Below are 19,791 nucleotides of genomic sequence, written 5' to 3'. Positions count from 1 at the left end.
CGGTCACGTCACGTCAACTCGCTGGAGGAAACGCCGTGTTCACCGTGTCAGGCAGCGCCACCGCCGCCATCCGCCAGATCGTCACCCAGCCGGGTGTCCCTGAGGGTTCCGGGCTACGCATCGCGGTCGACGAGGGGCCGGGCTCGCTCAGCATCAGCGTGGCTCCGCTGCCGCAGCCGGGCGACACCGTTTTCGAGGCCGGCCGCGATGCGTCGCTGTTCATCGCCGAGGACGCCGGCGACATGCTCGCCGACAAAATCATGGACGCCCGCACCGAAAGCGACGGCCGAGTCCGCTTCGTGCTCGACTCGGCCGCAGCTTGATCGGCCTCGGATGAGTCAGCAACTCGGGCTGGAGATTGCCGTCCGGGCCTCGCGGGTGATGGGGTCAGCCGCTGTCGCAGCGGCTGACCCCCTGCCAGGCATCGGCTGGTGCACTGCCTTGGCCCGCAAGCCCTTCGCGTTGATCGCGGTCCGGGCCCTGACGATCGCGTACGCCGCCGATCGACTTCACTGCCGATGATGCGTTGCAGAGTCAGACGGTCTCGGAGCTCCGCAGCTGACGGCGCAGGATCTTGCCGGAAGCGGCCTTCGGCACAGCCTCGATGAACTCGACCTGCCGGACACGCTTATACGGCGCAACCATGGCACTGACGTAGCCCATCACATCGTCCGCCGAGAGTCCGGCGCCGGCCATCGGAACCGGCCGGATTCGCCCGCCCTGCCTTCCGCCTACTACCGTCTGTCTGCGCGATCGGTGGATCCACTGTGGCGAACGACAGTCGCAGCCGAGAGAGCAAACAATAACGCCGAATCGCCGCCCTCACTCGGCTGGGCCGTGCGGGCGAGCCGCAGTTCGCCCGGGATCGTCCGGCAGAAATTGCTCGTCCGTCATCTACTCGCCCATCCCGTGACCCTGCTGAGGCCCGATCGGGCTATGCGTGTCCTGCTGGCTGTCGTTACCTCCGGCCGTCACTCGCCCGGCAGCCGCACGGGTACGGATTCATCCTCCGGATGAATCCGAGCGGGTGGGCGGGTGGGCGTGCCACCATCGCCGGCGCCGCCACCGGATGCACTCGCCGGGTCGGCAGGCTACGCATTCGCTGCCCGGCCGATAATGCTCATGAGGTGCCCGGCCGTGCCCGCACAGGCACGAGACCGAGCGGACCGGGGTTAATTCCGTCGGTCCGGTCGGGACTTCGCGGATTCGCCAGCGCTCGCAAAAAAGCCGAGTTCATTTTGCTCCGGTCTTGATCGGAAATATTGGACGAACCCTTCTTCAGAGATCCTCCGCCTACGCCATTCATCTTCCGGATCAGGGCGGAGCCTTACCTGACGGAGACCTCAGGAAACCCTGAGGAAAACGCGCGCGGCCACAACCCGCATTAATACTACCGAAATGCTGATATCTGACAACGCGTGCGTTGACAACAACTCCGCCGTCGTCAAGTCGCCGGGTCGTCCGGCTGCCGGGTCACTGTCAGCTGATTGGAGACGTCGAACACCTCAGGCACCGCCCAGGCCACCACCGCTGCCGCTACGCGCACCTGCTCCGACTCCACTTCCCCCAGAAGGACGACCACGCGGTTCTGGACCAGCACCTCGAGATGACGTCCGCGCATCCGCGCGTCGCACCCGAGAGCAACGGCAGCGGCGTCGGCAATCCGGATGTCGGCCTCGATCGTCTCATGGGACGGGGTAATGATCGGATAGACCCATCGGTCGTCGGGATCCGGCTCGAGCGGCATCATCGGTCACCTCACCGGTCCTGGCGCCAGGACCGGGAGACAAGAATCATCACGCTGCGGGAACGACTCTGCACGGCTTCCCTTCCCATTGTCTCCGACTCGGTGAATCAGGTTGGTCCCGCCGTATCGCAGCTGTCCCGCCACTTCATGACTTTTTCGTGACACACGGCCAAGCCGACGTCCGGGGAACGGTGTTTGTCATTCGACTGTCACACGCTCGGGGACCATCCGCGTCCGGGCCCGGGCAAGCTGGGTCTTGCCACCGAATCAGTTCAGCGAAGGACCACCTTCATGACCGTCAGCAGTCTCTTCACTGCCGTCGCCGTCGGCATCGTCGTCGGCCTCGGCGGCCGGTGGATCGTGCCGGCCGGGCGCACCGTCCCCTTCTGGTTGCCGCTGTCGGTAGCGGTCGGCGCGGCTGTGTTCGCGACCGTGATCGCCCGCGCCCTCGGCGTCGACGCGTCCCAAGTATCGGCCGTCGAGGTGGTCATGCAGGTGGCCTTCGCGATCAGTGGCGTGGCCCTGGTGGCAACGACCGCGGACCAGCGGCGCGACGACGCGCGACGATCGAGATGACCGTCGTCCCGGCCGGCAACCGTGCCGCACTGCTGATCTGCAACCGGTGCGGCGCCGAAGAGACAGCTGCCAACACCAGCCACCACAGCGATCTCGTGTGGCCGATGGTTGCCCAGATGGGCTGGACGGGTTCGGCTTTCCCGACCGGCTCGCACAACTGCCCGGCCTGCAGCGGACCGGCCGAACCGGCCGACCACGCGCCAGATCCCGTCGTCCGCACCCACGGCGCGTCCTATGCGGTACGCCGGGGCGAGGACGCCACCTTCGTGACACCGCTGACCGACTTCGACGCCGCGCTCGCAGAGGTCCTCCGCGAGGACCTCATGCTGGCCGCCGAGAACCGCAGATACCTGATTGTCGACCTGCACAGCGTGGGCTTCATCGACTCCACTGCGCTGGGCCTGCTCGTACGGGCCCGTCAGGAGGTTCGACGGCATGGCGGGCGCCTCGGCCTGGTCGCACCGTCGCGTTTCGTCCGCACCGTCCTGCACACCATGCGACTCGATGCTGCCTTCCCGTGCTATCCCGACCAGGGAGCCGCGCTGCGGGGGATGCGGGCCACCGACGGCCAGGAGGACGACCTGCCCGATGACACGAGACTGTGATCCTACGGAGGAGCCCCCTCCACATTCGGACACAAGCGTCGGCCGAGGTCCTTGAACCTCGAGCCGATGAGGAGATCACTGCCGTGTTTACCCTTTCCCACGATGCTGTGCTGGCGATCCGCGAGCTGACCACCATGCCGGACGCTCCGGACGGAGCCAGTCTGCGTATCTCGGCCGGTGCCACCGCGGAGACGCTGCGCCTGTCGCTGACCGGGCAGCCCCACCCCGGAGACGAGGTGCACGAAGCCGCCGAGCAGGTGCAGGTGTTCGTCGCGCCGGAGGCAACCGCGCTGCTGGACGGCAAGACGCTCGACGCAAGCACCGACGACACCGGACGAGTCGAGTTCCGGCTCGACTCACCGCCGAACTGACCTCCCGGGCTTCGCGTCGCCGGCGTGCACGAAGCTCGCCGGCCCGGAGCCTGGGGAGATCTTCGCCGACCAGAGATGCCCCCGTCGCGCACCGCATCAGGGGTATGAGCCTGATGCGGTGCGGGTCAGCGGGTCTCGGTCCTGTCCGGCCGCCGCCAGGAGCGGCGCAGGGTACCGTGCCAGGCCGGGACTTCCGCCTGGTCGTCGAAGGCTCGGGCGACGACGACATCGGTCGAGGAATGCAGCACGATCGACAGCACGATGGTCAGGGCGACCAGGTGGAAAATCTGGTCGGCGGCGCCGATGCCGGACTCGAGGACGAGCAGGCCGTAGACCACCGAGGCGAATCCCTTCGGCCCGAACCACATCGCAGCCGCCTGTTCCCGCATGTCCAGCCCGGACCGCAAGAACGACAGATAAAGGGCAAGGGGACGGGCGGCGAAGATCGCCAGCACCGCGAACAGCCAGCCGGTCCAGGAGATCTCCCCCAGGAACGCCGGGGAGATGAGCGCGCCGAAGACCAGCAGCGCGGCCAGCTTGAACAGCTCGGCGATATTCTCGCCGAAGTGCTCGAAGGCCACCCGCTGGCGTGGGCCGAACGTCGCCACGGTGATCCCGGCGGCGAAGGCGGCCAGGAACAGGTTGGCGTGGGTCGCCTGGGCCAGGGCCAGCACCAGCAATCCGATGGCCAGTCCGTTGAGCGGCTCGTAGGCCGTTGACGCCGAGAAGAACCGGGACTTCTCCAGCAGGAGCGCGGCGACCGGCACCAGCACGCCGATGGCCAGTCCGCTGACGATCTCGAGGCCGAGTTCGCCCAGGTGCAGATCCTGCGATCCTTGCGCCACTGCCAGGAAGACGATCACGAAGGGCAACGCCAGGCCGTCGTTGACACCGGACTCGACGTTGAGCAGGTGCCGCAACCGAGCTGGCACCTTCTCGTTGCCGACCAGAGCCGAGGCGAACACCGGGTCGGTCGGGCTGAGAATCGCACCGATCAGCAGCGACTCGGCCCAGCCGAGCCCCACGATCCAGTGCGCGGCCGCCGCCGTGGCGACCAGGGTGAGCGGCAGACCCCAGCCGAGGGCCCGGCCGGGTAGGCGCCACGCCGAGCGCAGATCGGCCCACCCGACTCGCATCCCATCGGTGAACAGCACGGCGAACAGAGCGAGTTCGGCCAGCGTTCCCACGATCGGGGCGTCGGCGTGCACGTCGAGCACGCCGGTGACTCCCTCACCGAGAACGAATCCGGCGAGCAGAAACAGCACCGCGGTCGACAGGATCGTCCGCTTCGCGAGCGCGGATATAAGCACCGCGGCGAGCAGGACGGCGGCAAACGCCAGCAACAGCATGCATTCTCCGGATCATCGGAAGTCGTGTTACGCCGGCGCGCGGGCGTCAGGTGGTGCGGTCTCCTGCCTGTGATGCTCCACCATTGCGGGTCAGCCGGACGGCGACGACGAATCCGGCGACGACGATCGGCACCGTGACCAGTACGCCGCGCCAGCCCCACACGACCATGAGGACCGACAACCCAGCCCAGCCCAGCGCTGCGACCACCAGCAGCAGCACACGGGCCAGAGCGTCCCAGGCGAGCGGGGTGCGCGTCGCCGTTTCGAAGGACGGGTCGTCGGCGACCAGTTTGGTGACAATCTCGTCGAACTGCGCATTCCGGCGCTCTGCATCCATGTGTGCTCACCGTCCTCGATACGGCTGTGTCGCCTCAGGGCTACCCGCCGACGATGGCACTGCACCCGCTCTTTCATGACAGTCTCATGACGGATTCCGGTGTCATGGAAGTGTCATGTCGTTGAGGAAGACCCGCCAACTCGGCCACCCACGATGGCATGTGGTCTCAGCTGAGAGGAGGGCCACATGGTGCAACCGCTCCCCGACGACGCGTTCCTGGCGCAACAGCGTCGGCGGGATCCCGTGACCGCCTCGCGGGAGACCCGGCTGGCTCTGGCCGCGGTCTGCGGACTGGCCGAGGATCACCGGACAAGACACGAGCCGATCCGGGTGAGCGTGCAGAATGACGTGGTCGTTCTGGCCGGGGTCGTCCGGTCATCGACCGTCCGGGTCACGGCCGGCGCGGTCGCCCGTTCAGTGCCGGGCGCGCGCGACGTGTGCAACACCCTCGTAGCGCCCCCGCCTGCGGCCGACGCGTTCGAGGCGATCGTCGCCGAGCTGCGCGGCGAGAGCACCGACAGTCCCCGGAACCGCAGCGACGAACAGGAACCGGTCGGCCCGTTCACCTTCATGTCCCTGATCGCGCTCTGGCTCGCGCTGCCCGTGACCACCGTTGCCTTGGGTGTTTCCTCCGTCACCGCCTTGGTCATCACGCTTGCGGGCACGGTCATCGTGCTGCCGGTACGCCATGCGCTCCGATGGCTTTCGTCACATAGACGTCTTTGACGGAAGAGTTAGTTATCGCCGATTCCGGTCATAATGGACTTTGTGCACGCCTTGTCTGTTTCGCGAAGGGTAATTGCATGCCTCTGCTGGCCGGACGCTATCGAGTCGGGGCTGTCGTCGGGCGCGGAGGAAGCGCCGCCGTGCACCGCGGGTTCGATTGCTCCTTACGACGTCCGGTTGCCATCAAGATCATGCACGGGCCGGACGGGGCTGGGGTGAGCACGCCGCTGGCCGAGGCCCGTACGGCAGCAAGCCTCAGTCATCCGAACGTCGCCCGCATCTATGACTTCGGCGCGGCCGTCGTAGACGGGTCGAAAGCGCCATTCCTCGTCATGGAATATCTTCCAGACGGAACGCTCGCCGACCTCCTGAAAAGGAACGGCCCGCTCTCCTTGGCCGAAGCGGCAGCCGTCGGGGCCGACGTCGCAGCCGCCTTGGCCTCCGCCCACGAACGCGGAATTGTGCACCGCGACGTCAAACCGAAGAACGTGATGCTGGCCCGGGGCGGGGCGAAACTCGTCGACTTCGGCGTGGCCACCTCCTCCCATGAGAAGCCGGTCGACGCCGACGGACGGGTATGGGGCACCCCAGCCTACTCAGCGCCGGAACAACTCATGGGCGAACGCTCGCTGCCGGCGGCCGACGTCTACGCCCTCGGCGTCCTGTTGCACGAGTGCCTCACCGCCACCCCACCCTGGCAGGGCTGCTCTCCCGAGCAGGTCCTGATCGATCGGCACCTCAGACCAGTGCCGACACTGCCGAGCCCCCAGGACCACCCGCCCGAGTTCGTCGACCTCTACGAGCGGTGCCTGTCGCCGCGACCGGGCAAACGCCCGAGCGCCGCCGAGGCTGCCCAGGCGTTGCGCCGAGTGGCCCGTGGCCGACCCCTGCCGAGCCGACCCGTCGTTCACCGCGCGACGAAGCCGCTTGCCTTGGCGGCGGCCTGTGCGGCAGTGGCCGCGTTGATTGCCGGCCTGCTGGTCACCCAGAACGTCTCGGACGGCCCTGGGGAGGCAGGCTGGAGATCGCCGGACGTGGCGGCCACCGTCGCTGACGACGCGTCGTCTCATCCGGACAGCGCCCAAGCGTGAGCCGGGCGGCCGGAAGGCGGTCGATACGATCCCGGCCATGGCTGACCGATTCATGACGGCGTTACGCGGCTACGACATGAACCAGGTGGACGCTGCCCTGAGGCAGGCCGACGAGGCGCTGGCCTCCGGCAGCGAGACCCTTCGGGTCGCAGCGCAGAAAATGCTCGAGAACGTCGCCTTCAGGCAACGCCTGCGGGGCTACGCCCGCGATCAGGTGGATCGCGCCGTCCGCGAGCGGCTCAGCCAACTCGGCTGACACGTATTCGTTTCAAAATTTAGTGCACGGGTGAACCTTTCTCGGGCGGTGTTCGTACTGGCTGACGACGCCCGCCGATCTCGTGGAGGTTCAGTTGCTTCGCCGTACGCACATCCGTCGCACCGCGGCAACGGTGCTGGTTGCTGTCGCCGCGGCGCTGGTCGCGACGCCCGGCCCGGCGGCCGCCGACCCCGGATCGGGCTTCCCGACCCAGCTCAACGCGGCCGACATGCTGCTGCTCAACGGCGTACGCCAGGCCGGTCTGTGGGAGATCCCGGCCGGGCAGATGGCCGCACAGCGCGGCAGCCCCAAGGTGCGCAAGGTCGGCACGATGATCGCCGACCAGCACGTTCAGCTCGATCAGCTGGTCGTCGACGCCGCCAACAAGCTCGGCGCCGCCATTCCCTCGACGCCGACCGCGGAGCAACAAGGCTGGCTCAACGAGATGCAGAAGGCCAAGGGCGTCCAGTTCGACCAGATCTTCGTGACCCGGCTGCGCGCCGCCCACGGCAAAATCTTCCCAGTGATCGGCGCCGTCCGCTCGTCGACCCGCGACCCGATCGTCCGCAAGCTGGCCGACGACGCCAACATCTTCGTCATGAACCACATGAAGATGCTGGAGAGCACCGGGCTGGTGCAGTACGAACGGCTGCCCCCGGCGGCCCTGCCGCCCGCCCAGGACACCTCCGCCCTCGCGATCGCCCAGGCCAACGCGGGCCTCCGGGGGCCGGTCAGCACCACCGTTCTCGTCGGCGTGCTGATCGTCATGCTCGGTGTGGCCTCGGTGACCGTGATCCGCATGGTGCGCTCACGCGGGTGAGCGCACCATGTGAAAGTGTCCAGGTGACTTCGCAGCCGACCCTGTCCCCCGGTGAACAAGAAGTGGTCGGGGCCCTGCTCGCGCTGAGCCGGGCCTTCGTGGGCCTGGCCGCGCGATCGCTGGCCGACCTCGACGAGGAGGTCACCCTCCCCCAATACCGTACGCTGGTCTTTCTCGTCTCCCACGGCCCGCAGCGCATCGTCGACCTCGCCCACGAACTCCAGGTCACCTCGTCCACCGCCACCCGGATGTGCAACCGCCTGGTCCGCAAAAACCTGGTCGCCCGCCAGGAACGCCCCGACGACCGGCGCGCCGCCTGGATCACCCTGACCCCCGCCGGCCGCGACCTGGTCGGCGAGGTCATGCGCAGGCGCCGCACCGCACTCTCCACCCTGATCGCCGAGCTGTCCCTGACCCGGCCCCTCGGCTTCGCGGCCGTCCTCAACGCCTTGGTCGAGGTGACCGGCGAGCTACCCGACGCTCAGTGGTGGACCCGGTGGGAGTCGGCGTCGTCATAGCGGCACGCTAAGGTAGGCCGTCGCAAGATACGTGCATTACTGCACCCTTCCGACGGAGGATGATGACAGCGGACGACCAGATCGAACTTCTTCTCGTCCAGGACGACCCGGCCGACCGGGTACTGACTCTCGACGACCTGACCGACCACAAACTGGTCAATCACCTCGAGGCGGTCTCCGACGTGGCCACCGCAATGGCCTACCTGCTCGGCGCCGCGCCGTACGAGACCCCGCACGTACCCGACCTTGTTCTGCTCGACCTCAACCTGCCCCGCCATGACGGCCGCACCCTGCTGAAACGGCTCCGCGAGACGCCGGCCACCGCACCCGTTCCGGTCATCCTGCTGGTGAACTCACCAGCCGCCGAGCACATTCTGCGGGCCCAGGACCTGCCGGTGCAGGGCTACGCCGTCAAACCGGTGACCTTCGAACACCTCGCCGCCGTCGTGCGGGACCTGCACGAGCTCGGCTTCCGGGTGATCCGCCATCGCCGGGCGACATCCTGATCGTGCAGCGTGACAGTTTGCGTCGGTCAGTCGTCACGGCTTTGTGATCCGGACGCCGAACTGTCGCCATGCCCTCCACCGAAACTCGGATGAGTTCGTCACCTGGAGGAAGTGTGAAAATCGGAGCAGGAGCGCCGCCGTGCCCGTCAGCCTGATCATGGCCGTCGCGGTCGGCACGGCCGTCGGCGTCGGTACGCGCCGGCTCGTGCCGACGTGGCAGGCGTTACCCTGGTGGGTCTGCGCCCTGATCTGCTCGGCCGCCGCCGCGGGCGGCGATATGGCAGTGCAAGCAGCGACCGGCGACACCCTCAGCCGCCTGCAAGAACTCATCATGCAGGTCTTGTTCGCCGGCATCGGTGGCTTGACGATGACCGCCGCCCTGCAGCGGAAAGCTCGGACGAACGAGCAGCACGATCCCTCACGGCGCTGACGTGTCCGCCGCCCGCTGTTCACCCCCGTACCGCATGGGGGCCGCGTGGTTCCTGTTCTCCAGCCGCCTCCGCGGCCCGCAGCAACCGTTGAGGCGCGGCTGCCAGGTCGCGGCGGGCCACCGCCGGCGTCCCCGCGCCTGAAGCGCCGCCCTACCTTGCGACGACGAGGTCCCGCGGCTCGCATTGTTCGTCCGATCCCTCAGCGGTCGCATCGAGGACGAACTGCATCCGACCGGCTTCACTGCGCCGCACCATCAGAATCTGATCGCCGACGCGCTCAGCCACCTCGGCCGCGACCAGCAGAGCCGGCCGGCCGTCGATATCGAAGACGAGATCGCCCGGGCACGGCGAACTGACCAGCAGAACACGAAGCCGGTTCCGACCAGCGGCCATCTGAATGCGCAGGCAAGATCCCGCGGGTACCCCGGGCCGAGCCAGAAGCCCTTGCACAGCAACGGCCGCGCCACTCGAAACAGTAAGCATGATCGCCTCCTCGAACCGAAACGTTGACCTTCGTCGACGAAACCTCGCGGATGTGGAGAAAGTCGCGCCGAAAGGTGACAGTCCAACGACGCTGTCATGACTGCACTGCCGTTTGGCGGGTCGCCTTCCCCTGAGGCGTGCCCACGCGTACGGTGATGGAAGGTGCGCCGGGAAGTCTGGTCGGCAAGTAGCGTCCGCTCTTGCCCAGGAGGCTTTGATGAGCATGCCCGCCGTCCGCACCGAACACCTGACCAAACGCTTTGGGCGGCTTCGCGCCGTCGATCGCCTCGACCTGAGCGTCGAATCGGGAGAGGTATTCGGGTTCCTCGGCCCCAACGGCGCCGGTAAGTCGACCACGATCCGCCTGCTGCTCGGTCTGGCCCGTGCCACTGCCGGAAGTGCCGAGATCTTCGGGATTCCGGCGGCCGACATCAGAGCCGCCCACGAGAAGCTCGCGTACGTGCCCGCCGACGTGGCCTTGTGGCCGCGGCTCACCGGCGCCGAGATTCTGGAACTACTCGCGCGCACCGGCCCCGGGGTCGATCACGCGTATCAGAGCGACCTCGTTGAACAGCTCGACCTCGACCTGCGCAAGCGGGCCGGCACTTACTCGACCGGGAACCGGCAGAAGGTCGCCTTGGTGGCCGCGTTCGCGACCAGGGCACCGTTGTTGATCCTGGACGAACCCACCAGCGGGCTCGACCCGTTGATGGAACGGGTCTTCCGCACCGCTGTGCTGGAAGCTCGTCGGCGCGGCCAGACCGTGTTCCTCAGCTCGCACCAATTGGCCGAGGTCGAGGCCGTTTGTGACCGGGTGGCCATCCTGCGCAGCGGCCGGCTGGCCGACATTGCCACCGTCACCGACCTGCGACGGCTGTACCGCACCGAGGTCGAGATCGGCTACACGGGTCCCCCACCGGATCTGAGCACCGTCAGCGGCATCGACGATGTCGAGCCGGTCGGCCCCGGGCGGTTACGGCTGGCGTTGACCGGCCCACCCGCGCCGGTGCTGCGAGCTCTCGCAGCAGCCGAGGTGACCACCTTGGCCGTACGTGAGCCCAGCCTTGAGGAGATCTTCCTCGCCTACTACGGCGAGGCGAACCGATGACCGCCGTGCAGGCACCGACGCGGCCGGTTCGCCCCTACCGCTCCGGTACACCGGAGCGGGCTGTGACAAGCCTGGTCGTCCGCCAAGTCCACCGGGGCGCGCTCAGCGCCATCGTTCTTGCCGTCGGAGTCTCGGCGCTCGTGCCGGCCACCCACGCCAGCGTGGTGTCCAGCCCAGCGCAGGCCCAGTCCCTGGCGGCCCTGGCCAACAACCCGGCCATCCGCACACTGTTCGGTGAGCCCGGAGATCTCGGCGATCCGGGCAGTTTCACGGTCTGGCGCACCGGCGTGTTCCTCTCGGTGCTGCTCGGAGCCTGGTGCCTGCTGGCCACGACCCGCATCACCCGAGGTGAGGAAGAAGCCGGCCGCACCGACTTGCTGCTCGCTGGGCTCCTCACGCCCGAGCGGCTACTGGCCCGCCAACTCGCGGTCCTGTTGACGGCAGCGGCCGCCACCGGGCTCGCGGTCACCGTTGCTCTGTCTGCTGTGGGCACCGACTTCCCAGGTGCGGCCGTCCACGGCGTCGGATTGGCGCTGATCGGCATGTTCTTCATCGCCACGGCGGCGTTGGCCGCGCAGGTCTTCCCGACTCGATCCGCGGCGACCGGGTCCGCGGCTGCCGTGTTGGCGGCGGGGCTGATGCTGCGCATGGTTGGCGAGGGTGTCGATACCCTCGGCTGGGTCCGGTGGTTGACACCGTTCGGTCTGGGTGCGCTGACCCGCCCTTACGACACCAATCGCTGGCTGCCTTTGCTGGTGCTCGCGGTAACCACCGTTGCGGTGATCACTGCCGCGGCGGCAGCGAGCAGCCGCGACATTCGCAGCGGCTGGCTGGTACCGCCGGCCGGTCGGGACCCGAACATGGCGCTGCTAGGTTCGGTCCCGGCCTTCGCCGCCCGCCGGACCATCCGGCCATTGCTGGGCTGGGCCACCGGGATTGCTGCCTACTACCTGCTGGTCGGGCTCATCGCTGCATCCATGATCAGCTTCCTGTCCGACAATCCCGACTTCGCAGCCATGGCCGGTCAGGCCGGCTTCGGCGGCCTGGACGCCGTCGAAGGCTACGCGGCCACGTTGTTCGCCCTGGTCGCCATGCCGGTCAGCGGATTCGCCACCGCCCGCATCACCGCGCTGTTCGCCGACGAAAGCAGCGGACGCCTGACACTGCTCTTCTCAGGACCCCGGACCCGATCGGGAGTAGCCGGCGCCGAAACAGCCTCCGCCGCGACCGGCGCCGTCCTGCTCCTGGCGGTCGCCGGCCTCGCAGCCTGGGCCGGAACCGCCATCTCCGGAGCCGACCTCGGTCTGACCGGCGCGCTGGGCGGAGCCATGAACCTCGTTCCTGTAGTAGCTCTCGGTCTCGGAGCCTCCGTTCTCGCTTTGGGGGTGGCACCACGAGCTATCAGCTGGTTCGGTGCGCTGCCGACCATCGGCGGCTTCCTGCTGCTGGTCATCGCCGACAGCGTCGACGCACCGGCCTGGGTAAGCAGCCTTTCTCCGTACGCACACATCGCCCGGGTACCGATGGAAAGCCCCCAGTGGGGTGCCGTCGCCATCATGATGTCCATTGCCGTACTGGCTTGTGCCGGCGGACTCGCTGGCTACTCACGCCGTGACCTTCGGCTATAACGCATGCTTATCACCAACGCAGCGAAGCACCGGTGTGCCCAGCGCGGGCCGGGCACACCGATGTGGTTGCTCTACTTTGTCAGCTGAGGCGGCTGACCACCCGGGCCGCCACGGCGTCCCCACTCGACACACCGAAGTCGGCATCCCATTGATAGTGAACACCCAGGTAGACCCGGCTACGGGCGTTCTCGACCGCCGCGGACGAGAACGTGCTGTAGGTCCGATACTGCTGCTCGTTGGGGTCGACGCTGTCGACACGGAAGGTCACGTTGTCGGTGCCGAAGTAACGCTTCATGACGCCCGCCCACGCCCCGGCGAAGGTCGCGTGGCCCGAGGTGTAAGCCGGGAAGGGTGGCGAGAAGCGTACGCCGTTCCGGTCGACTGACAGCGGCTGCCAGGTGGGATCGGCCACGGTGGCCGCGTTGCCGTCGGTGTCGGCGAGCCGGATCGCGGTCTCCGGCCGCCACAGGTCGATGGCGGTGCGGTATTTGGCGTCCCACGCGACGATGGCGGCGTCGGCCATGGCCAGGGCGACCATCGTGTAGAGACGGGCGGCCGCACCGACCTCGAGGTTGCGGTCGAAGGCGAGGATGGAGGTGTGCCGCAGCAACTGTCCCGGGGGCTTGTACGTGCCGGCGACATCGTTAGCCCAGAAGAAGGCGATGCGCGTCTGCTCGGCGGTCCGCGTAGTGGAGTTGACCGCGCCGAGCGATTTGACCTCGTTGACCTGAGCGGCGTACTCGGGGCTGGCCAGCAATGCGGTCAGTGAGCTGAACCCGCCGGGCAGCGGTGGCCGGAACTGCGAGCCCGAGGTCAGAGTCCACGGGGTGACCCCGCCCCAGTTCGGTGTGGCCGGGGCGCCCGAGCCGGTCTGCCGCCATTGGCCCGGAGCAGTACTTTCGACGTACGGAGTGTTGTTGGTGGAACCGTCGTTGGCGCGGGCGGCCAGAATCCGCTCAGCGACGGCCACGCCGACCGAGGTGCTCCAGCCCTCGGGCCCGGGATTGCCGACCGGCTTGTACTTGGCCGCCTCCGTGTAATAGGCGGTGAAGTCCACGGTCGGGAAGATCTGCGGCAGAACAGTGCGCGCAGCCGCGTCGATGTTGGACACGACGTCGTAGTTGAAGTTGGGCTCCCGAGACACCGTTCCCAGGTACGGCCGGTAGCCGCTCGACAAGGAGGCGACCGTGTCGTAGAGCGCCGCGTTGAGGATGGCTGCGCGCCGCGTCAGGGGCCCTGGCGCCATGTCGGTTCGGGCAAAGGCGTACCGCAGTGCCTCGTTCCACAGCACGACGTGGTCGGTTCCAGCAGGTATCGCCGCAGCCGGGGCGGCGCTTGTCGCCACGGTCGCGCCGGTCGCCGTGGTAGCGAGACCGAGCGCGAGACCGGTTCGGAGCATGGTTCGTCGTTTCAACGTATTCCTCCGGATCGACGGATCGAGGCCAGGGTGGGCTCGAACCTCGCAGCGGCCGACGGAATCTCCTTCGACCGTGTGCCACCTGCCGCCGGAACGTACGTCTTGTGTCTCGACAAGATTGCGCGCATCGACCGTGCCTCCCGTCCCCCGACAGCAAGATGCCCAGACAAACGGAGGACAGTCGGCCGCGCACTGCGGCCGCGATGCCGGAACCCCCGTTCGACGTAGAGATTCTGCGCACCTATTCGACACATGTCAATGAGTCACGACTTGGTCGCGCTACGACAGCGTCAACATGATGTCTACTCCGCTCGACGCTGGATGCAGACCTGCCGACAATCGCCGCGTCGGCCATCACCCCCGACCTCGACGCGGCCGGACACGCCGGCCCGCCGGGTCAGGTCGCCGCCGGCGACCGCGACAAGCACATCGCGAACGGACGGCCGGCCGGCCGGCGGGAGATTACGACTGTCGTCTGCGTGCACCGGCGCGATATGCAGCAGAAACAGTTCGCGTTTAGCGTGGGCGCGGTCCGGGCCGCTACGGAAGGTACGTCATGAGACTTCTCCTGCTGACAGACCGTCACCTCGACGTCCTGCCCGTACTGGATCTGTTGCCGTTCGACGTCCAGATCTCGCCCCAGGACACATGGGCCGAGGCCGTCCGGGATTCCCACCTTTCCGCCGTCCTCGTAGACGCCTCCGGCGAGTTGAGCCAAGCCCGTACCACCTGCCGCAACCTCCGCGCGCACGGGCTCAACATCCCCGTGATCGTCCTGGTCCGTGAAGCAGGCCTGGCCGCGGTCGGAGCCGACTGGTGCGTCGACGACTTCGTACTGACCACCGCGGGCCCGGCCGAGGTGGCAGCCCGCCTGACCCTGATCGCGGACCGGCGCGCACTCGGCGGCGAGGCGGCAGACGAACTGATCAGCATCGGCGACCTGACGTTTGACCCCCACAGCTACACCATCAGGCTCCGTGGAGAGCTCCTGCCGCTGACCTACAAAGAGTTCGAGCTACTGAAATACCTGGCCCAGCAGCCCGGCCGGGTGTTCAGCCGCGACCAGCTGCTGCGCGAGGTCTGGGGCTACGACTACTTCGGCGGTACCCGAACCGTCGACGTGCACGTGCGCCGGATCCGGGCCAAGCGCGGCCCTCGCTGCGAGTCGATGATCGGCACCGTCCGGCAGGTCGGCTACAAGTTCATCGCGCCGGCGAACAGCGACTCGGAGCTGACCGCGCCGGCCCGACGGGCGGACCGGGCGATCCGGCGTCCTGGTCGCGCGCGGCGGGAGGTCGCCGCCGCAGTCACGTGATCGATAAGCCGGGGCACTTCACCTATTCGAATCTGCAGGACCGGCCGTCCACTGCCGGGCGCAACCTGTCGGATCCAGGTCCGCCCGTGCTCGGACTGACAGCGGTCAGCCCGCGGCGGCGAGGTCGGCGCGCGTCTCACCTCGCGGAGATGAGGCGCACTGCCTCGACGATCGCTTCGCGCTCCGCTTGCCGGTCCGTGTCGCGGGGCTCGAGGACGGGCGTGACGCCTGTTCCGGCGAGGCTGAGGTGGACGACCAGGCTCAGCAGCTGCCGCGCGGGGATGGCCGGGTTGACGTGGCCGTCGTGTTGCGCTTGTTCCAGCTGGGTGAGTTTGGACGTGAGTGAGTCGACGGCCGATGGCGGAAGTTCGTCGTTGCCGCGTTCGAGTTGATACCACGCGGCCAGCCCGACCAGCTCCGGACCGGTCTCGTAGGAGTCGAACAGGCGGCCGGCGTAGCCGGGCAGGTCGAGCGGATCGAACGGGACCGCGTCGACCGAAGCGGTCGCCAAGGCCTCGAAGGCCGCGACCGTAATGGACCTCGCGGGCCTGCGGATTTAGCCGATGAGCGGATGTCCGGCTACTTCTGGTGAAGCGCCTCTAGGTACGCTCCCGACGTGAACTCCGACCGGCTGAGTCCTCGGTTCCGCCGGATCATCGCGGGCATCGTGACGGTCGCAGCCCTCGGTGCCATCATCGTACGAGCCTTTATTCTCGGGGACCAGAGTGGTTGGAACCTGGCACTCTTGGCGGTGCAAGGCCTCGCGATGATGATCCTATGGATTCTGTGGGGTACGTTCCGACAATCTCGCGACCGGCAAGGCGTTGATATGAAGGCCAAACGTCTGTACTGGTAGCTGTATACGGCCAGCAGATGCCGAATGCACCAACAGTCAGGCGTCGCCGGTAACTGGTTGCCCCTGTCGGGGCAACACCACCGACACAAGTATCACGAAAGCGATCGTCGCCCACACCAGGTCCGCGCTGGCAAGCTTGGCCAGACCGCGGTCACGCACGGCCCGGACTGTGGCGTTCAAGGAAGTTGAAGCGGGTAAGACCTCCTCGTAGGTACCCCGGAGATTCATCAGCCAATCCGCGTTTGACCACCCGCGCCCGTGTCGCGGCCTCCGTCATACTGGCCAGAGACACATGACGCCGGTCCGCCGACCGGTCGTACCGACGACAAGGTAGGTGAAGGTGGCCGCTGGCGGACACCGTGCCGTCACGTCGCTGCCCGGCCACGACGGCGTAGTGCAAGGCGGCTCCGAAGCCGATGCCTCGGTGGCCGGCTTCGTCATCCTGCTGATCGAGGACGACCTCGGTGACGCCGTGCTGGTGCGCGAGTATCTCGCCGACGGCGACCTCGGCGGCCGCCTGCAGCATGTCGAGAGCCTGCGCCAGGCGCAGGAATTCACCGGCGCGCCGGAGTGCATCCTGCTGGATCTGCACTTGCCTGATGCCCACGGACTTGACGGGCTACGACAGGTACTGCAGCGCTGGCCCCACGCCGCGGTGGTGGTGCTGACCGGCCTCAACGACGCCTCGACCGGCTCGGCGGCGGTCGCCGCCGGGGCCCAGGACTACTTGGTCAAGGATCAGGTCGACGAGTCCGTGCTGGCCCGTACCATCCGCTACGCGGTGCAGCGCAAACGCGTGCAGACCGCTGAACGCCGGCTCGGCGACAGCCGGTTGCAGGCCGACGAGAATACCCGTTTGCAGCGTGGTCTGCTGCCGAAACCGCTGCTGGATGACACGACGGTGAGCGTGGCCAGCCGCTACCTGCCCGGGCAGCAACGCTCGCTGCTCGGCGGGGACTTCTACGACGTCGTCCAAACCACCGACGGCATCGTGCACGCGCTCATCGGCGATGTCTGCGGCAACGGACCGGACGAAGCCGCGCTCGGCGTGGGGCTCTGGTACGGTTGGCGCACCCTGACTCTGGCCGGGCTGCGCAAAGCCGATCGGATGCGACTGCTGGAACAGGTTTTCGTCGCCGAACGACCGCACAGCGGCCTGTTCGCCACCGCTTGCACCGTCGGCATCACCCCGGGTCGCGGCGAGGTGATCCTGCTCAGCGCCGGACATCCCGCTCCCCTGGTCATCACTGCGGATCGCGCTTACCCGGCCGAGGTCTCCTACGGGCCGGGTTTGGGAATGGCTCCGGGATGGCCCGGTGGCGCGAGTCGAGGATCACCGTGCCTGCCGGTGCGGGGCTGCTGCTGTTCACCGACGGCGTCATCGAGAGTTTCGCTGGGGACGGCACTCGGCTCGGCGAGGAACGCTTCCTCGAGATCGCCGGCCGGATGGCCACCATCGACGACCCGGACGAGTACGTCGACGCCCTGCTGGCCGACATTCAGCGGCTCGACGCGGGGCGCCACAGCGACGACACCGCCGTGCTGTACTTGCGATGGCCCACGTCAATGAACGACTGATCAGACAGTGGGGTCCAGGTGGCCGCGCATTTTGGCCAGCGCCTTGGCCAGCAGACGCGACACGTGCATCTGCGAGATGCCGACCTGCTCAGCGATCTGCTGCTGGGTCAGGTTGCCATAGAACCGCAGGCTGACAATCTTCTGCTCCCGCTCGTCGAGCGCGGCCAGCGCCGGGGCCAGCGCCAGACGGTTTTCGGCGATCTCGTACTCCTGGTCCTCACCGCCGAGGGTTTCGCCCAGTTCGGTGTTTCCGTCGGCGCTGACGGGTGTGGACAGGCTGGCCGCGTTGTACGCGCGTGCGCCCTCGAGACCTTCCAGGACCTCTTCCTCGCTGATCTGCAGATGCCCGGCGATGTCGGCGACCGTCGGGGACCGGCCCAGCGTGTGGCTCAGCGCGGTGTTGGCGCCGGTGATCGCCAGGCGCAACTCCTGCAGCCGGCGCGGCACCCGGATCGACCAGGTGCGGTCGCGGAAGTGCCGCTTGAGCTCACCCACGATGGTGGGGATGGCGAAGCCGGCGAACTCGACACCGCGGTCGGCGTCGAACCGATCGACCGACTTGATGAGGCCGACCAGCGCCACCTGGAACAGGTCGTCGCTCGGCTCGCCGCGCCCGGTGTAGCGATTGGCCAGGTGCCGGGCCAGCGGCATCCACGCCTCGATCGCCCGGTCCCGCACCGCCGGTCGTGACGGGTGCCCGGCGGGCAGTGCCGCCAGGGCGGTGATCAGTTCGCCCGCCTGATCGGTTGTCGTCGGCTCGTCGACCGTCTTGACGGTGCTGGGGGTCGGGCTGGCGACAACTGTCATGGAGCAAACTCCTCGTGTGGTGTATGCCCAGCTCGCTGGCCCACTTAAACTCACCCGATCGACTTGATGCTTGCATCCGAACGGTCTATCACGGGGATCGGCGACGCGGTGGCTCTATACGGCGGCTCCGGCAGGCTCACGGGCCGGCATGGTCAGGCGGGCCCAGACCGCCTTTCCCGACGTTCCCGGTCGCACGCCCCACGCGCTCGTGATGCCGGCGACGAGCAACAGCCCTCGGCCGCCGAGGCGATGCGCGTCCGGCGGCTGCACCTCAGGAAGCACTGGGCTGTGGTCGCGGACCTCGATGGTGATTCCACTATCGTCGGTGATGAGCACGAGTTCCCCGCCGCCGCTGGTGTGCTGGGTGACATTCTGCACCAGCTCCGAAATGACCACCATGGCGTCGTCGAGGTCGTCCGATGTCAGCCGCGGGGCGAGGGCGGCATGAGCGCACCGGCGTAGCGGCCCAGCCGGTTCACCGTGGGTGAAGGACCAGCGCGTCACTTTCACTGCTCCTGGCACCCCCGTGTCGCCGTGTCCGACGTCCATGATGCCTTACCTGGTTGATCTCGACTGCCGCGGCGTTGCCGTATCAAGCTCAGCCGGTGGTATTTCGAGAGGCGTTCGATTTCTGTGGGTAAAGGTGACCCAGGCCGACCTGCTGCCTTGTCACGGTGTGAGCCGTTGCAGCAGCACGCGGCCGCTGGTTGCGACCGTATCTCTTGCCTCGACGATGATCAGGCCTGCTCCGGGTCGCCGGCACAGCGTGAGTTCCCCCCGCTTTGACGGAGCGGTGGTTACCTGCTTCCGGTCGGGGCAGGGGTGAGGTTATCTGGCTCGGTCTGGGCGTGCCAGGCCGCCTCATATTCGTCCGGGCTGAGGTAGCCAAGCTCCTTCTGGATGCGGCGGGTGTTGTACCAGCCGTCGATGTATTCGAAGATCGCGTTCTCGGCCTCGTCGCGGGTCCGCCACGACGTGCGGTAGACCAGTTCGATCTTCAGGGTGGACCAGAAGTTCTCCATCAGCGCGTTATCGTAGGAGTCACCGACCGACCCCATCGAGGGCCGGATTCCGTTGTCCTGTAAGCGTTGTGAGAAGCGGAAGCTCGTGTAGTTCCCGGTTTCAACCGGTCGTCGCAACATCACTACCTTGAGTGGACAGTAGCAGTTCGTTCATGGCTTCGGCGGGTGTTCTCCAGCCGAGTGTCTTTCGTGGTCGGGTATTGAGGGTCGCGGCGACGGCGTCGAGGTCGTCACGGTCCCAGCG

24 protein-coding genes and 2 pseudogenes are annotated in these 19,791 nt (G+C 67.6%); 16 read left to right on the top strand and 10 right to left on the bottom strand.

The genetic code is table 11. The annotated features are described in order from the left end of the window. Positions 1-35 precede the first annotated feature (35 nt). Positions 36-323 (top strand): hypothetical protein, encoded by a 288-nt coding sequence (locus M1L60_RS44480; protein WP_253243665.1) that lies wholly within the window; start codon positions 36-38, stop codon positions 321-323. Between the two features lie 1,121 nt (positions 324-1,444). Here the strand turns inward: M1L60_RS44480 and M1L60_RS44475 are convergent. Beyond that, a complete protein-coding gene (locus M1L60_RS44475) occupies positions 1,445-1,750 on the bottom strand; it encodes a BON domain-containing protein (RefSeq protein ID WP_253243664.1) in 306 nt (101 codons plus the stop codon). A 288-nt stretch (positions 1,751-2,038) separates the two neighbouring features. On the opposite strand from M1L60_RS44475, the gene M1L60_RS44470 reads away from it, so the two are divergent. From M1L60_RS44470 to M1L60_RS44460, 3 genes are all read left to right on the top strand, one after another. After that, the gene (locus M1L60_RS44470; protein ID WP_253243663.1) at positions 2,039-2,323 is read left to right on the top strand and encodes a GlsB/YeaQ/YmgE family stress response membrane protein; all 285 of its coding nucleotides are present in this window, start codon (positions 2,039-2,041) and stop codon (positions 2,321-2,323) included. After that, positions 2,320-2,928 (top strand): STAS domain-containing protein, encoded by a 609-nt coding sequence (locus M1L60_RS44465; protein ID WP_253243662.1) that lies wholly within the window; start codon positions 2,320-2,322, stop codon positions 2,926-2,928. The genes M1L60_RS44470 and M1L60_RS44465 overlap by 4 nt, the downstream gene beginning before the upstream one ends. A gap of 107 nt (positions 2,929-3,035) precedes the next feature. After that, a complete protein-coding gene (locus M1L60_RS44460) occupies positions 3,036-3,299 on the top strand; it encodes a hypothetical protein (RefSeq protein WP_253243661.1) in 264 nt (87 codons plus the stop codon). A gap of 125 nt (positions 3,300-3,424) precedes the next feature. Here the strand turns inward: M1L60_RS44460 and M1L60_RS44455 are convergent, their stop codons facing one another. Beyond that, positions 3,425-4,648 (bottom strand): cation:proton antiporter, encoded by a 1,224-nt coding sequence (locus M1L60_RS44455; RefSeq protein WP_253243660.1) that lies wholly within the window; start codon positions 4,646-4,648, stop codon positions 3,425-3,427. A gap of 46 nt (positions 4,649-4,694) precedes the next feature. After that, positions 4,695-4,985, bottom strand: a complete 291-nt coding sequence (locus tag M1L60_RS44450) for a DUF3040 domain-containing protein (RefSeq protein WP_253243659.1) — start codon at positions 4,983-4,985, stop codon at positions 4,695-4,697. Between the two features lie 186 nt (positions 4,986-5,171). Here M1L60_RS44450 and M1L60_RS44445 point away from each other — a divergent pair, with 186 nt between their 5' ends. From M1L60_RS44445 to M1L60_RS44415, 7 genes are all read left to right on the top strand, one after another. Then, positions 5,172-5,711, top strand: coding sequence for a BON domain-containing protein (locus M1L60_RS44445; protein WP_253243658.1), 540 nt, complete (start codon positions 5,172-5,174; stop codon positions 5,709-5,711). A gap of 77 nt (positions 5,712-5,788) precedes the next feature. Continuing rightward, complete coding sequence (locus M1L60_RS44440) at positions 5,789-6,802, top strand: serine/threonine-protein kinase (protein WP_253243657.1); 1,014 nt, start codon at positions 5,789-5,791, stop codon at positions 6,800-6,802. A gap of 37 nt (positions 6,803-6,839) precedes the next feature. Then, a complete protein-coding gene (locus M1L60_RS44435; RefSeq protein ID WP_253243656.1) occupies positions 6,840-7,058 on the top strand; it encodes a DivIVA domain-containing protein in 219 nt (72 codons plus the stop codon). 133 nt (positions 7,059-7,191) lie between these two features. Next, positions 7,192-7,878: a DUF4142 domain-containing protein gene (locus tag M1L60_RS44430; protein ID WP_253243655.1), complete on the top strand. Its 687-nt coding sequence runs from the start codon at positions 7,192-7,194 to the stop codon at positions 7,876-7,878. A gap of 23 nt (positions 7,879-7,901) precedes the next feature. Continuing rightward, positions 7,902-8,396 (top strand): MarR family winged helix-turn-helix transcriptional regulator, encoded by a 495-nt coding sequence (locus M1L60_RS44425; protein ID WP_253243654.1) that lies wholly within the window; start codon positions 7,902-7,904, stop codon positions 8,394-8,396. Positions 8,397-8,458: 62 nt separating this feature from the next. After that, positions 8,459-8,902 carry a response regulator gene (locus M1L60_RS44420; protein ID WP_253243653.1) on the top strand — a complete coding sequence of 148 codons (444 nt, stop codon included), beginning with the start codon at positions 8,459-8,461 and terminating at the stop codon, positions 8,900-8,902. A 139-nt stretch (positions 8,903-9,041) separates the two neighbouring features. After that, positions 9,042-9,332, top strand: coding sequence for a hypothetical protein (locus tag M1L60_RS44415; RefSeq protein ID WP_253243652.1), 291 nt, complete (start codon positions 9,042-9,044; stop codon positions 9,330-9,332). 151 nt (positions 9,333-9,483) lie between these two features. On the opposite strand, the gene M1L60_RS44410 is transcribed toward M1L60_RS44415, so the two are convergent. Further along, a complete protein-coding gene (locus M1L60_RS44410) occupies positions 9,484-9,816 on the bottom strand; it encodes a hypothetical protein (protein WP_253243651.1) in 333 nt (110 codons plus the stop codon). Positions 9,817-10,033: 217 nt separating this feature from the next. On the opposite strand from M1L60_RS44410, the gene M1L60_RS44405 reads away from it, so the two are divergent. Together M1L60_RS44405 and M1L60_RS44400 are read left to right on the top strand one after the other, a co-directional pair. Further along, a complete protein-coding gene (locus M1L60_RS44405) occupies positions 10,034-10,924 on the top strand; it encodes an ABC transporter ATP-binding protein (protein WP_253243650.1) in 891 nt (296 codons plus the stop codon). Further along, complete coding sequence (locus tag M1L60_RS44400; protein WP_253243649.1) at positions 10,921-12,552, top strand: ABC transporter permease; 1,632 nt, start codon at positions 10,921-10,923, stop codon at positions 12,550-12,552. The genes M1L60_RS44405 and M1L60_RS44400 overlap by 4 nt, the downstream gene beginning before the upstream one ends. A gap of 79 nt (positions 12,553-12,631) precedes the next feature. Here the strand turns inward: M1L60_RS44400 and M1L60_RS44395 are convergent, their stop codons facing one another. Beyond that, positions 12,632-13,951 (bottom strand): vanadium-dependent haloperoxidase, encoded by a 1,320-nt coding sequence (locus M1L60_RS44395; RefSeq protein WP_253243648.1) that lies wholly within the window; start codon positions 13,949-13,951, stop codon positions 12,632-12,634. Positions 13,952-14,525: 574 nt separating this feature from the next. On the opposite strand from M1L60_RS44395, the gene M1L60_RS44390 reads away from it, so the two are divergent. Continuing rightward, positions 14,526-15,284, top strand: coding sequence for a winged helix-turn-helix transcriptional regulator (locus M1L60_RS44390; protein ID WP_253243647.1), 759 nt, complete (start codon positions 14,526-14,528; stop codon positions 15,282-15,284). 136 nt (positions 15,285-15,420) lie between these two features. Here the strand turns inward: M1L60_RS44390 and M1L60_RS44385 are convergent, their stop codons facing one another. Then, positions 15,421-15,795 (bottom strand): hypothetical protein, encoded by a 375-nt coding sequence (locus tag M1L60_RS44385; RefSeq protein ID WP_253243646.1) that lies wholly within the window; start codon positions 15,793-15,795, stop codon positions 15,421-15,423. A gap of 105 nt (positions 15,796-15,900) precedes the next feature. Between M1L60_RS44385 and M1L60_RS44380 the strand changes: the two genes are divergently transcribed. Together M1L60_RS44380 and M1L60_RS44375 are read left to right on the top strand one after the other, a co-directional pair. After that, positions 15,901-16,140 carry a hypothetical protein gene (locus M1L60_RS44380; protein WP_253243645.1) on the top strand — a complete coding sequence of 80 codons (240 nt, stop codon included), beginning with the start codon at positions 15,901-15,903 and terminating at the stop codon, positions 16,138-16,140. A 334-nt stretch (positions 16,141-16,474) separates the two neighbouring features. Continuing rightward, positions 16,475-17,718 (top strand): annotated as a pseudogene (locus M1L60_RS44375) (PP2C family protein-serine/threonine phosphatase). Here M1L60_RS44375 and M1L60_RS44370 read toward each other — a convergent pair. From M1L60_RS44370 to M1L60_RS44355, 4 genes and pseudogenes are all read right to left on the bottom strand, one after another. Further along, positions 17,719-18,525 carry a SigB/SigF/SigG family RNA polymerase sigma factor gene (locus M1L60_RS44370; RefSeq protein ID WP_253243643.1) on the bottom strand — a complete coding sequence of 269 codons (807 nt, stop codon included), beginning with the start codon at positions 18,523-18,525 and terminating at the stop codon, positions 17,719-17,721. A 114-nt stretch (positions 18,526-18,639) separates the two neighbouring features. Further along, a complete protein-coding gene (locus tag M1L60_RS44365; RefSeq protein ID WP_253243642.1) occupies positions 18,640-19,029 on the bottom strand; it encodes an ATP-binding protein in 390 nt (129 codons plus the stop codon). A 293-nt stretch (positions 19,030-19,322) separates the two neighbouring features. Beyond that, entirely contained in the window at positions 19,323-19,667 is a 345-nt protein-coding gene (locus M1L60_RS44360; protein WP_256518665.1) for an IS3 family transposase, read from the bottom strand. Continuing rightward, a pseudogene (locus M1L60_RS44355) lies at positions 19,648-19,791 on the bottom strand (IS30 family transposase); the annotation flags it as partial. The gene M1L60_RS44360 and the pseudogene M1L60_RS44355, both read right to left, overlap by 20 nt.

Source organism: Paractinoplanes aksuensis (genome assembly GCF_024137025.1).
GTDB lineage: Bacteria > Actinomycetota > Actinomycetes > Mycobacteriales > Micromonosporaceae > Actinoplanes > Actinoplanes aksuensis.
Note: the sequence above shows the minus strand (reverse complement) of the source record. Positions and strands in the feature narration are given on the sequence as shown.

Excerpts from the sequence above, each read along its gene's own strand:
- M1L60_RS44470 (WP_253243663.1), top strand. The coding sequence starts at position 2,039 with ATGACCGTCAGCAGTCTCTTCACTGCCGTCGCCGTCGGCATCGTCGTC.
- M1L60_RS44445 (WP_253243658.1), top strand. The coding sequence starts at position 5,172 with ATGGTGCAACCGCTCCCCGACGACGCGTTCCTGGCGCAACAGCGTCGG.
- M1L60_RS44440 (WP_253243657.1), top strand. The coding sequence starts at position 5,789 with ATGCCTCTGCTGGCCGGACGCTATCGAGTCGGGGCTGTCGTCGGGCGC.
- M1L60_RS44390 (WP_253243647.1), top strand. The coding sequence starts at position 14,526 with ATGAGACTTCTCCTGCTGACAGACCGTCACCTCGACGTCCTGCCCGTA.
- M1L60_RS44475 (WP_253243664.1), bottom strand. The coding sequence starts at position 1,750 with ATGATGCCGCTCGAGCCGGATCCCGACGACCGATGGGTCTATCCGATC.
- M1L60_RS44370 (WP_253243643.1), bottom strand. The coding sequence starts at position 18,525 with ATGACAGTTGTCGCCAGCCCGACCCCCAGCACCGTCAAGACGGTCGAC.
- M1L60_RS44405 (WP_253243650.1), top strand. The coding sequence starts at position 10,034 with ATGAGCATGCCCGCCGTCCGCACCGAACACCTGACCAAACGCTTTGGG.
- M1L60_RS44455 (WP_253243660.1), bottom strand. The coding sequence starts at position 4,648 with ATGCTGTTGCTGGCGTTTGCCGCCGTCCTGCTCGCCGCGGTGCTTATA.
- M1L60_RS44450 (WP_253243659.1), bottom strand. The coding sequence starts at position 4,985 with ATGGATGCAGAGCGCCGGAATGCGCAGTTCGACGAGATTGTCACCAAA.
- M1L60_RS44410 (WP_253243651.1), bottom strand. The coding sequence starts at position 9,816 with ATGCTTACTGTTTCGAGTGGCGCGGCCGTTGCTGTGCAAGGGCTTCTG.
- M1L60_RS44395 (WP_253243648.1), bottom strand. The coding sequence starts at position 13,951 with ATGCTCCGAACCGGTCTCGCGCTCGGTCTCGCTACCACGGCGACCGGC.
- M1L60_RS44465 (WP_253243662.1), top strand. The coding sequence starts at position 2,320 with ATGACCGTCGTCCCGGCCGGCAACCGTGCCGCACTGCTGATCTGCAAC.
- M1L60_RS44435 (WP_253243656.1), top strand. The coding sequence starts at position 6,840 with ATGGCTGACCGATTCATGACGGCGTTACGCGGCTACGACATGAACCAG.
- M1L60_RS44400 (WP_253243649.1), top strand. The coding sequence starts at position 10,921 with ATGACCGCCGTGCAGGCACCGACGCGGCCGGTTCGCCCCTACCGCTCC.
- M1L60_RS44420 (WP_253243653.1), top strand. The coding sequence starts at position 8,459 with ATGACAGCGGACGACCAGATCGAACTTCTTCTCGTCCAGGACGACCCG.
- M1L60_RS44360 (WP_256518665.1), bottom strand. The coding sequence starts at position 19,667 with ATGTTGCGACGACCGGTTGAAACCGGGAACTACACGAGCTTCCGCTTC.